9 protein-coding genes are annotated in these 12,008 nt (G+C 71.1%); all 9 read left to right on the top strand.

The features are described 5' to 3' along the window. Nucleotides 1-24 precede the first annotated feature (24 nt). Nucleotides 25-279 carry a helix-turn-helix transcriptional regulator gene (locus ACFYW9_RS29980; protein WP_351862120.1) on the top strand — a complete coding sequence of 85 codons (255 nt, stop codon included), beginning with the start codon at nucleotides 25-27 and terminating at the stop codon, nucleotides 277-279. A gap of 257 nt (nucleotides 280-536) precedes the next feature. After that, the gene (locus ACFYW9_RS29975; RefSeq protein ID WP_389156730.1) at nucleotides 537-2,462 is read left to right on the top strand and encodes a hypothetical protein; all 1,926 of its coding nucleotides are present in this window, start codon (nucleotides 537-539) and stop codon (nucleotides 2,460-2,462) included. A gap of 347 nt (nucleotides 2,463-2,809) precedes the next feature. After that, nucleotides 2,810-3,652, top strand: a complete 843-nt coding sequence (locus tag ACFYW9_RS29970; protein ID WP_351862124.1) for a nitrilase-related carbon-nitrogen hydrolase — start codon at nucleotides 2,810-2,812, stop codon at nucleotides 3,650-3,652. Beyond that, on the top strand, nucleotides 3,649-4,932 hold the full coding sequence (locus ACFYW9_RS29965) for an aspartate aminotransferase family protein (RefSeq protein WP_351862126.1): 1,284 nt from the start codon (nucleotides 3,649-3,651) through the stop codon (nucleotides 4,930-4,932). The genes ACFYW9_RS29970 and ACFYW9_RS29965 overlap by 4 nt, the downstream gene beginning before the upstream one ends. Before the next feature lie 149 nt (nucleotides 4,933-5,081). Then, entirely contained in the window at nucleotides 5,082-6,638 is a 1,557-nt protein-coding gene (locus ACFYW9_RS29960) for a PucR family transcriptional regulator (protein WP_351862128.1), read from the top strand. Nucleotides 6,639-6,863: 225 nt separating this feature from the next. After that, entirely contained in the window at nucleotides 6,864-7,706 is an 843-nt protein-coding gene (locus tag ACFYW9_RS29955) for a nitrilase-related carbon-nitrogen hydrolase (protein WP_359019453.1), read from the top strand. Between the two features lie 196 nt (nucleotides 7,707-7,902). Beyond that, nucleotides 7,903-9,303 (top strand): dihydropyrimidinase, encoded by a 1,401-nt coding sequence (gene hydA, locus ACFYW9_RS29950; RefSeq protein WP_351862132.1) that lies wholly within the window; start codon nucleotides 7,903-7,905, stop codon nucleotides 9,301-9,303. 19 nt (nucleotides 9,304-9,322) lie between these two features. Next, entirely contained in the window at nucleotides 9,323-10,345 is a 1,023-nt protein-coding gene (locus ACFYW9_RS29945; protein WP_389156722.1) for a TIGR03842 family LLM class F420-dependent oxidoreductase, read from the top strand. 127 nt (nucleotides 10,346-10,472) lie between these two features. Then, nucleotides 10,473-11,999 (top strand): NCS1 family nucleobase:cation symporter-1, encoded by a 1,527-nt coding sequence (locus tag ACFYW9_RS29940; protein WP_389156719.1) that lies wholly within the window; start codon nucleotides 10,473-10,475, stop codon nucleotides 11,997-11,999. Nucleotides 12,000-12,008: the final 9 nt, after the last annotated feature.

The raw sequence follows: 12,008 nt of genomic DNA, 5'->3' as shown, positions 1-12,008 counted from the left end.
CTATACCGGTATTAGAATGGTGTCATGGTGCGAACCCCACTGACCCCCGAAGAGCACGAACGCGGCGAGCGGCTCGGGCGACTGCTGCGCGAAGCCCGTGCCGGCCGCAGCATGGCGGACATCGCGGGGGTGGCGGGAATCTCCGCGGAGACCCTGCGCAAGATCGAGACCGGGCGCGCGCCCACCCCGGCCTTCTTCACGGTCGCAGCGCTGGCGCGGGCCCTGGGGCTCTCGATGGACGAGATCGCCGTGCGGTGCGCGCTGGTGCCGGCGGCCTGAGGTCTGAGCCGCAGGGCCGAGCTGAGGTCTGGGCCTGAGGTCCAAGGCGTCGGGTCCGACCTCTGTGGCTCGACGGCCGGCGCTTCACGGCCCGTCCATCCGCTCGTCCGGCGCGCGCCCGTGCGTACGCCGGGCACTCCCGTGCGCCCCTCGCGGAAGGCTCCGCGTTCCCGCCGAAAACTCCCCGTAGTCGATCCGTAACACGACTGGTGTTCGCTGTCGGGTCGAAGTGCTCACGTCGGGCGGGGAGTTGAGTGATGACTGTAGGACAACTCCCGGAACAGGTACTGGAGTTCGCGCGGTATCTGAACGGGCTTGTGGAGCGGCTCGACCGGAGCGGCGGCTGGTGCGGAGTCTTCTGGCAGCGCGACCCCGACGGCATGCGAGCGTGCCTCGAAGGCCAGGAGGTGCCGCCCTGGGATGTCGTCGAGGCGCTCCTCCAGGACGTCCTCGCGCGGTACGGCGAGCGTGCCGCAGCCCAGGAGGCGGCACGGGCCCGCACGCTGTACGAGGCCTCGCTGGCCGCGTACGACGTCCGTCCGGGCGCCCGGGAGGCCCTCGGCGACCGCCTGGACGTCATGCTCCGCGAACAGCGCTACGCCGCCGAACGCCAGGCCGAACTGAGTGGGCGGCTCCCCTCGGCCGTTTCCAGGGGAGAGGCCGAGGCGATCCGCCTGGACCTCGCCTGGGCTCAGGACGATCACGAACGGGCCACCGCCCGCTGCGCCGAACTGCGCCACCGCATGGACAACGTCGACCGTCACGCCCTGCGTGCCCGTGCGCGGAGCTCTCCGGGCTTCCCGGCTCCGGCCTCCGGGGGCGGCGTGTGGGCGCCGCAGCCGGAGAACCGCGCGGACCCGTCGGAGGGGCATCTGACCGAACGGCACCCGTCGGGAGGCAACCGGTTCGGTGGGGACCCGTCCGCAGGGGATCCGTCCGGAGCGGGAGGTGTCCGGCCCGGCCGGGAGACGGGCGCGCCGGGCGGCGAGGCGGGACGCGGGTCCCCGCTGACGAACCGCGTGACGAACCACGCACCGGGCCACGACGCGCGGCCCCTGTCACCGCAGACGGACTACTCGCCGGGCCGCGACGCCCAGCCTCGGCCCCCGGCTGCGGACCACTCGCCGGGCTACGACGCCGAGCCCGGGTTCCGGCCCACCGGCCACGTGCCGGGTCACCACGTGCAGCCCCCGTCCCCGGCGGACCACTCGCCGGGATACGAAGCGCAGCCCGGGTTCCGGCCCGCGGACCACGCGCCGGGTCACCACGTGCAGCCCCCGTCCCCGGCGGACCACTCGCCCGGATACGAAGCGCAGCCCGGGTCCCCGGCGGCAGAGCCCCCGTCGAGCGGTCAGCGGGCCCACGACCGGGGCGCCGCCCCCGCTCCGACGCATGACAGGACCCCGCCCGGCGCCGACGGGCATCCGGCGAAGCGCTCCAAGCGTCGCCGCAGAGGGGGCGCGCGCTTCGCCGGGATGGAGGAGTCGGACGCGCCCGTGGCGGTGCCGGAGTCGGGTCCCGTGCTGCCCGCCCCGCCCGCGCAGAGCAGGCGTACGCCCCGCGGCGCGCGTTTCGCGGGAGCTGCCGAGGAGTCCGCGCCCCCACGCTCGGGAGCGGGCACCGGGACGGCGGCCGGGGCGGAGCCGCCGGACGAGGACGCGCGGCGGCTCACCGCCGAGGCCGTCGCGACGCTCACGCGGCTGCGGAGCGAAGGCCGCAGCGGCGAGGCGCACGCCGTGCTCGTCGAAGCGGCGTACTGGCCTCCCGCACGCTTTCCCCTGCTCGCCGCCGAGCTGCACCGCGCCGGCCTCGACGCGGACTGGGCCACCCTGCTCTGGGAGGCGGCCTCGCTGCCCGCCGACCGGCTGGTCGCCGCCGCCGACGCGCTCACCGCCGCCGACCGCACCGCCGACGGCAGGCAGATGCTGCGCCAGGGCGTCACCCGGCCCGCGCCGGAGATCGGGGCCGCCGTCCTCGGCCTCGCCGACGAGGGCCGCGGCCGCGAGATCAGTGCTCTCCTCGACGCGTACGTCCGCGTACGGACCCCGGAGGAGGCCGCCCGCAGCGCCGAGACGGACCCGCAGCGCCTCGTACCGCTCCTCCTGCGGGCGGCCCGGGGCGTGTCCGACGAATGCCAGTGGGACCTGGTCCACGCCCTGCGCGTGGCCGGCTTCACGGCGTGACGGCCGCCGCTCCGGACCGCGGCCGTCACGCCGGTCCGGAGCGGCAGCCCGTCACGCCCGTCACGCCCGTCACGCGGGCGTGCCAAGGGCGCACCACTCGGCCGCCGGCTCGCTCCCCGTGGCCTTCCGGCCGGCCCTCCACATGGGCTTCCGTCCGGTCCTCCGATCGGCCGCACCTCCGGCTCCACCGGCCACGTCACTCACCCGTGAGGGTCAGAAACGTGATCGACTCAGCGGGTTAACGACGATGGTCTTGGCAAGGCTGTCCGGGGGGCTTACTTTCGAGCCTCTACAGCCTTTGTCTACGGGCGTAGAGGCTCTCTGACGTCCCGTCGAAGGAGCAGCTCATGGGCAACGTCGTACGTGCCGCCCTGGTCCAGGCCACCTGGACCGGCGACACCGAATCCATGGTCGCCAAACATGTGGAGCACGCCCGCGAGGCGGCCCGGCAGGGTGCCAAGGTCATCGGGTTCCAGGAAGTCTTCAACGCCCCCTACTTCTGCCAGGTCCAGGAGCCGGAGCACTACGCCTGGGCGGAACCGGTCCCCGACGGGCCGACCGTCACCCGGATGTGTGAGCTCGCGCGCGAGACCGGCATGGTCATCGTCGTGCCCGTGTTCGAGGTCGAGCAGTCCGGGTTCTACTACAACACCGCGGCCGTGATCGACTCCGACGGCACCTACCTCGGCAAGTACCGCAAGCACCACATTCCGCAGGTGAAGGGGTTCTGGGAGAAGTACTACTTCAAGCCCGGCAACCTCGGCTGGCCCGTCTTCGACACGGCTGTCGGCCGCGTCGGCGTCTACATCTGCTACGACCGGCACTTCCCCGAAGGCTGGCGGCAGCTCGGCCTGAACGGCGCCCAGCTCGTGTACAACCCCTCCGCCACCTCCCGAGGCCTCTCCGCCTATCTCTGGCAGCTGGAGCAGCCCGCGGCGGCCGTCGCCAACGAGTACTTCATCGCCGCGATCAACCGGATCGGGCAGGAGGAGTACGGCGACAACGACTTCTACGGAACCTCGTACTTCGTCGACCCGCGCGGACAGTTCGTCGGCGAGAGGGCGAGCGACAAGGCCGAGGAACTCGTCGTCCGCGACCTGGACTTCGGCCTCATCGAGGAAGTACGCCAGCAGTGGGCGTTCTACCGCGACCGGCGCCCCGACGCCTACGAAGGGCTGGTGCAGCCATGACCGACCTGTACACCCGCCACCAGGCCGTCCTGCCCGAGTGGCTCGCCCTGTACTACGAGGACCCGATCGAGATCACCCACGGCGAGGGCCGCCACGTCTGGGACGCCGACGGCAACAAGTACCTCGACTTCTTCGGCGGCATCCTCACCACGATGACCGCGCACGCCCTGCCCGAGGTGACGAAGGCCGTCAGCGAACAGGCCGGCCGGATCATCCACTCCTCGACGCTCTACCTCAACCGGCCGATGGTCGAACTCGCCGAGCGGATCGCCCAGTTGTCCGGGATCCCCGACGCCCGTGTCTTCTTCACCACCTCCGGCACCGAGGCCAACGACACGGCCCTGCTGCTCGCCACCGCCCACCGGCGCAGCAACCAGATCCTCGCCATGCGCAACAGCTACCACGGCCGGTCGTTCAGCGCGGTCGGGATCACCGGCAACAAGGGCTGGTCACCCACCTCCCTGTCGCCGCTCCAGACGCTGTACGTGCACGGCGGTGTCCGCACCCGCGGCCCCTACGCCGACCTCGACGACGCCGCGTTCATCGACGCCTGCGTCGAGGACCTCAAGGACCTGCTCGGCCATGTCCGCCCGCCCGCCGCCCTGATCGCCGAACCGATCCAGGGCGTCGGCGGCTTCACCGCTCCGCCCGACGGCCTGTACGCGGCCTTCCGCGACGTGCTCCAGGAGCACGGCATCCTCTGGATCGCCGACGAGGTGCAGACGGGCTGGGGCCGTACCGGCGAGCACTTCTGGGGCTGGCAGGCCCACGCGGCCTCCGGCCCGCCCGACATGCTCACCTTCGCCAAAGGCATCGGCAACGGCATGTCCGTCGGCGGGGTCGTCGCCCGCGCCGAGATCATGAACTGCCTCGACTCCAACTCCATCTCGACCTTCGGCGGTTCACCGGTCACGATGGCGGCGGGGCTCGCGAACCTCACCTACCTCCTCGAACACGACCTCCAGGGCAACGCCCGGCGCGTCGGCGGCCTGCTCATCGAACGGCTCCGCGCGGTCGCGGCTCAGTTCGAGGGTGTCCGCGAGGTGCGCGGGCGCGGACTGATGATCGGCATCGAACTGGTGCGGCCCGGTACCGACCGCGCGAACCCCGAAGGGGCCGCGGCGGTACTCGAAGCGGCCCGTGAGGAAGGCCTGTTGATCGGCAAGGGCGGCGGTCACGACACCAGCGTGCTGCGCATCGCCCCGCCGCTCTCCCTCACCGTCGCGGAGGCGGAGGAGGGTGCGTCGATCCTGGAACGCGCTCTGAGGCGGGCCCAGTAACGGATGAGCAAGGGCGGGTGGGCCGAGGGGACGGTGGTCTCGAAGGCCGGGCGCGCGAAGACCCGGGGGTCCGGGCACGCGTCGGGTCCCCGAGGCCGCCCGCAGCGCTCCGGAGGCGAACCGAGCCACGGACAAAGGGGAACCCCGCCATGACCACCACCCTGGAACCCGCACTTTCGGTACGCCAGGTCCTCGCCCTGGACCGGGTGCTCGCCGGGGAGCCCGAGGTGGTGGCCGGCGCCGGTCATCTCGACCGGTCCGTCCGCTGGGTGCACGTCGCCGAGGCCGCCGATGTGGGCGTCATGCTCAGCGGCGGCGAAATGGTGCTCACGACCGGGGTGCTGCTCGCGGGTGACCCCGACGCCCAGGCCGAGTACATCCGTTCGCTGCACCGGGCCGAGGCCGCGGCCGTCGTCCTCGGTCTCGGCCGGGCCTTCCCGGCGCCCCCGGACGTGATGCGCCGGGCCGCCGAACGCTGCGGGCTGCCGATGGTGGTGCTCCACCGACCTTTCCCCTTCGCCGAGTTGACGGAGGAGGTCCAATCCCGGCTGGTACGGCACAAGTTCGCGGCCGTGAGCCTCTCCGAGTCCGTACGCACCGCGCTGACCGGGCTGATCACCACCGGCGCCCCGCTCCAGCGCATGCTCGACGAGATCGCCGTGCACGCCGCCTGCCCCGTCGTCGTCACCAACCTCGCCCACCGGGTGCTCGCCACCGCCGGTGAACGCTCCGCCGTCGACGACGTCCTGCGTGACTGGGACCGTATCGCCCGGCAGGCGGGCGGCATCGAGGGCGACGGATGGATCCGCGCCGAACTGGGCGGACGGGGGGAGAGATGGGGCCGTCTGGTGCTGTGCGGCCACCGGGGCGACGCGGCGACCGGGCGGCTGCTCGCCGACCGTGCCGCCGAGGCCCTGGTCCTGCACCGTATGCTCGGCGGCCCCGCCCACTCCTGGGAGGAGGAGTCCGCGCAGGGGCTGCTGACCGACCTGGTGAGCGGTGTCGTACCGGCCCGCCAGCTCCTGCCGCGAGCACGGGCCGCCGGACTGCCCGTGAACCGCCGCACCTTCGTGCCGCTGGTCGTACGCGACGGCGACCCGGCCCAACTCGGCCGTGTGCTCAGGCTGCTGGGACTGCCGGGGCTCGTCGCCGAACTGTCCGACGGAGCCACCGCCGTGCTGCTCAGCCTCCCGCGCGACCAGGACGCGGAGGCGCTGGCCGAGCACTTCGCCGTACGGCTGCGGGACGAGACCGGGGTCCCCGCGGTCGTGTCCGCCGCCGGAGCCCGTACCGCCTGGGACGACGTGCCCGTCGGACTGCGGGAAGCCCTGCACGTCGCCGAGGCCGCCGCCGGCACACCCGCCGACCAGGACCGGCCCGCGCTGGTCCGGCTGCGTGACGTGCATCTGCGCGGTCTCGTCCGGCTGCTCCGGGACGATCCGCACGTCCAGTCCTTCGCGGAACGCGAACTCGACGGGCTGCTGTGCGGACCGCGGGCGGATCCCCGGCTGCTGCCCGTCCTGCGGACCTACCTCGCCACCGGGCGCAACAAGTCGCGCACGGCGCAGCTCCACCACGTCAGCCGGCCCGCGCTCTACCGCCGTCTCGAGGCCATACAGGCCCGCCTCGGCGTCGACCTCGACGACTTCGAACAGGCCGCGTCCGTCCACATCGCGCTGCTCGCGCACGACGCGCAGCAACGGTGAGGGCGCCGGCGGCGGCGACAGCCCTGCGAACCCGGACCCGGCCGTGACAGCGGTGAGGATCCGGCGGGCAACGGCGGTGAAACACAGGACCACTCGGCTGAAACACGGGAGAACACGGAGGTGACACCGTGGAACGGCACAGCACTTCGGACGTGACACGGTGCAACTCAAAGAAGGGGCCGGGGCTTTCTAGTCTCCTCGCACACCGAGCGACCGGAGGTCCCGATGAGCAGAGTGATCCGCGCCGCCGTCTTCCAGACCGCGTGGACCGGCGACAAGGAATCGATGATCCAGGTCCACGAGCAGGCGGCCCGCGACGCGGCCGCGCAGGGCGCACAGGTCCTGTGCTTCCAGGAGCTGTTCTACGGACCGTACTTCTGCCAGGTCCAGGACAAGGAGTTCTACGCGTACGCCGAGCAGATCCCCGAGGGCCCGATCGTCCGGCGCTTCCAGGCGCTGGCGAAGGAACTGGGCCTCGTCCTCGTGCTGCCGATGTACGAGGAGGAGCAGCCCGGCGTCCTGTACAACACGGCGGCCGTGATCGACGCCGACGGCTCCTACCTGGGCAAGTACCGCAAGACCCACATTCCCCAAGTGCCCGGATTCTGGGAGAAGTTCTACTTCCGGCCCGGGAACTCCGGCTGGCCCGTCTTCGACACGGCCGTGGGCCGGATCGGCGTCTACATCTGCTACGACCGGCACTTCCCGGAAGGCTGGCGGGCTCTCGGACTCGCGGGTGCCGAGATCGTCTTCAACCCCTCGGCCACCTCACGCGGTCTGTCCGGCTACCTCTGGCAGCTGGAGCAGCCGGCCGCGGCCGTGGCCAACGAGTACTTCGTGGGCGCCATCAACCGGGTCGGGCAGGAGGAGTACGGCGACAACGACTTCTACGGGACCTCGTACTTCGTGGACCCCGAGGCCCAGTTCGTCGGCGAGGTGGCGAGCGACAAGGAGAGCGAACTCGTCGTCCGCGACCTGGACATGGCCAGACTCCGCGAGGTCCGCGACCGGTGGCAGTTCTACCGCGACCGCGCCCCGGGGACCTACGGGCCGCTGACCGCGCCCTAGCGACGCCCCGCGCCGCGGGTCCGGACCGGCTCCGGGCGCCGGACGGCGGCGCCCGGAGCCACCCGCGGCACGGCGATCCACACGGCCCTGCTCGCGAACCGCCTCACGAGCCTTCTCGCCAGGAAACAGCGCCGACCTCAGTCCCTGACAGCCTCACAACCCCCTCAGCGCACGCCCGACCGGAAGGAGAGGGAGCATGAGCCGTACCGTCATCCGGGGTGGTCTCGTCATCACCGCGTCCGACGAGATCCACGCCGACGTCCTGATCGAGGACGGCCGGATCGCCGCCCTCGCCGCGTCGGGCACGCCCGCGGCCGAGTCGTGGACGGCCGAGCGCGCCATAGACGCCACCGGCAAGTACGTGATCCCGGGCGGCGTCGACGCCCACACCCACATGGAACTGCCCTTCGGCGGCACCTTCGCCTCCGACACCTTCGAGACCGGCACCCGGGCCGCCGCCTGGGGCGGTACCACCACCATCATCGACTTCGCCGTCCAGAGCGTCGGCCGCTCCCTGCGCGAGGGCCTCGACGCGTGGAACGCCAAGGCGGACGGCAACTGCGCCATCGACTACGGCTTCCACATGATCGTCTCCGACGTGAACCAGGAGACGCTCAAGGAGATGGACCTGCTGGTCGAGGAGGGCGTCACCTCCTTCAAGCAGTTCATGGCCTATCCGGGCGTCTTCTACAGCGACGACGGCCAGATCCTGCGCGCCATGCAGCGCTCCGCCGAGAACGGCGGCCTGATCATGATGCACGCCGAGAACGGCATCGCGATCGACGTGCTCGTCGAACAGGCGCTGGCCCGCGGCGAGACCGACCCGCGCTTCCACGGGGAGGTGCGCAAGGCGCTCCTGGAGGCGGAGGCCACCCATCGCGCCATCAAGCTCGCCCAGGTCGCGGGCGCCCCGCTGTACGTCGTGCACGTGTCGGCGACCGAGGCCGTCGCCGAGATCGCCCGGGCGCGCGACGAGGGCCTGAACGTCTTCGGCGAGACCTGCCCCCAGTACCTGTTCCTGTCGACCGACAACCTCGCGGAACCGGACTTCGAGGGCGCGAAGTACGTGTGCAGCACGCCCCTCCGCCCCAAGGAGCACCAGGCGGCCCTGTGGCGGGGCCTGCGCACCAACGACCTCCAGGTCGTGTCGACGGACCACTGCCCGTTCTGCTTCACCGGCCAGAAGGAACTCGGCCGCGGCGACTTCTCGAAGATCCCCAACGGGCTTCCGGGCGTCGAGAACCGCATGGACCTGCTCCACCAGGCAGTCGTCGACGGGCACATCTCCCGCCGCCGCTGGATCGAGATCGCCTGCGCCACACCGGCCCGGATGTTCGGCCTGTACCCGAAGAAGGGCACCATCGCGCCGGGCGCCGACGCCGACGTCGTCATCTACGACCCGCACGCCGAGCAGGTCATGTCGGTCGAGACCCACCACATGAACGTCGACTACTCGGCGTACGAGGGCAAGCGCGTCACCGGACGGGTCGAGACGGTGCTCTCGCGCGGCGAAATGGTCATCACCGACCGGGAGTTCACCGGGCGCGCGGGCCACGGCGTCTACACCCCCCGTTCCACCTGTCAGTACCTTCTCTGAGCGACCAGGAGTGGCGCCAATGGACTTCGGACTCGTACTACAGACAGACCCTCCGGCCTCCCGTGTCATCGACCTGATGAAGCGGGCCGAGGCCAACGGCTTCACGTACGGCTGGACCTTCGACTCGGCCGTGCTGTGGCAGGAACCCTTCGTGATCTACAGTCAGATCCTCGCCAACACCGAGAAGCTGACGGTCGGCCCGATGGTCACCAACCCGGGCACCCGCACCTGGGAGGTCACCGCCTCCACGTTCGCGACGCTCAACGACATGTACGGCAACCGCACGGTGTGCGGCATCGGGCGCGGCGACTCGGCGATGCGCGTCGCCGGACGCAAGCCCAACACGCTCGCCCGCATAAGCGGTGCGATGAAGGTCATCCGCGCCCTCGGCCGGGGCGACGAGGCGGACCTCGGCGGCACCGTCATCAGGTTCCCGTGGGTCAGGCCGGGTGCCGAACTGCCGGTCTGGATGGCCGCGTACGGCCCGAAGGCGCTCAAGATGACCGGCGAGGAGGCCGACGGCTTCATCCTCCAGCTCGCCGACCTCTACCTCACCGAGTACATGGTCAAGGCCGTGAAGGACGCGGCGGCCGGAGCCGGGCGCGACCCCGCCGAGGTGAAGATCTGCGTGGCGGCGCCCGCGTACATCACCGAGGACGACTCGTCCGAGGCGCTCGCCCACGCACGCGAGCAGTGCCGCTGGTTCGGCGGCATGGTGGGCAACCACGTGGCCGACCTGGTCTCCAAGTACGGCGAGCACTCGGCCGCGGTTCCCGACGAACTCACCGAGTACATCAAGGCCCGCGAGGGCTACGACTACTCGCACCACGGACGGGCCGACAACCCCGACACCGCGTTCGTGCCCGACGAGATCGTCGACCGGTTCTGTCTGATCGGGACGGCCGAGCGGCACATCGAGAAGCTGAACGCGCTGCGCGAGCTGGGCGTCGACCAGTTCGCCGTCTACGACATGCACGACGCCCAGGAGGCCACGATCGACGCGTACGGAGCGCGGGTCATCCCCGGCGTCAACGGGCGTTAACCGAAGGCCGACCCCCTCGTTCTCCCCTTCCCGCCGTCCCGGGAAGGGGATCAGGGCGCTCCCCGCGCACCCCCCGAGTTCGTCCCCGCACGGCCTTTCCCGTCACTCCTCATTGATTGGCCTGCTCATGACAGAAATCGTCTCCCCGGGCGGACCGCCCGCCGGACAAGTCACGCTCCCCGACGGCCGGGTGGAGATCGCGCCCGACGCTCCCGCGCCCACCGGCCCCTACGCCAACGACGACCTGCTGCCGGTCCCGGTCGAGAAGCGCACCTGGACCACGTACAACTTCTCGGCCCTGTGGGTCGGCATGGCCCACAACACCGCTTCCTGGACGCTGGCTTCGGGCCTGATAGCCGTCGGCATGGACTGGAAGCAGGCCGTTCTCACCATCGCGCTCGCCAACCTGATCGTGCTGGTCCCGATGCTGCTCACCGGGCACGCGGGACCGAAGTACGGCATCCCCTTCCCCGTCTTCGCCCGTGCCTCCTTCGGGGTCCGCGGAGCCAACCTCCCTGCTGTCGTACGGGCGTTGGTGGCCTGCGGCTGGTTCGGTATCCAGACCTGGATCGGCGGCGAGGCGATCTACTTCCTCGCGGGCAAGCTCTTCGGCGACGGCTGGCGCAACGCCTCCGAGGTGGGCGGCCACGCCTGGACCATGTGGCTGTCGTTCGCGATCTTCTGGGCTCTCCAAGTCGCCATCATCTACCGGGGAATGGAGACGATCCGCCGGTTCGAGAACTGGGCCGCGCCGTTCGTGCTCGTCGGTGCGGGCGTGATGCTGTGGTGGATGAGCGACAAGGCGGGAGGCTTCGGCCCCCTGCTCGACCAGCCGTCGAAGCTCGGCTGGGGCGGGGACTTCTGGAAGCTGTTCTGGCCCTCGCTCATGGGCATGATCGGCTTCTGGTCGACCCTGTCGCTGAACATCCCGGACTTCACCCGGTACGGAAAGAGCCAGAAGGCGCAGACCTGGGGGCAGGCGCTCGGGCTTCCCACCACCATGACGCTCTTCGCGTTCCTGTCCGTCATGGTCACCTCGGGCTCGCAGGCCGTGTACGGCCAGGCGATCTGGGACCCGGTCCAGCTGGCCGCCAAGACGGACAACGTCGTCGGCATCCTCTTCGCGCTGGTCACCGTGCTGGTCGCGACACTGTCCGTGAACATCGCGGCGAACCTGGTCTCCCCGGCCTTCGACTTCTCCAACATCGCACCCCGGAAGATCAATTTCCGCGCCGGCGCGCTCGCCACCTGTGTCCTGGGCGTGCTGATCTTCCCGTGGAAGCTGTACTCGGACCCCCAGGGCTACATCTTCACCTGGCTCGGGCTGGTCGGCGGTCTGCTGGGGACGGTCGCCGGCATCCTCATCGCCGACTACTGGATCCTGCGCCGTACCGAGCTCGACCTCGCCGACCTGTATCGCACGGGCGGCCGCTACTGGTACGACGGCGGCTGGAACTGGCGGGCCGTGGCGGCCTTCGTCACCGGCGGCGTCCTGGCCGTCGGCGGCGCGGACTTCCATCCGCTGATCGACGGGCGGCCCGTCCCGGCGCTGGAACCGCTCGCCGACTACGGATGGGCGGTCGGCCTCGGCACGTCGATGGCGCTGTACGTGGTTCTGATGCTGCTGCGCGGAAAGGACAGAACCACGGTCTGACGGCGGCGA

This window comes from Streptomyces sp. NPDC002698, assembly GCF_042888945.1.
In the GTDB taxonomy this organism is placed as follows: domain Bacteria; phylum Actinomycetota; class Actinomycetes; order Streptomycetales; family Streptomycetaceae; genus Streptomyces.
Note: the sequence above shows the minus strand (reverse complement) of the source record. Positions and strands in the feature narration are given on the sequence as shown.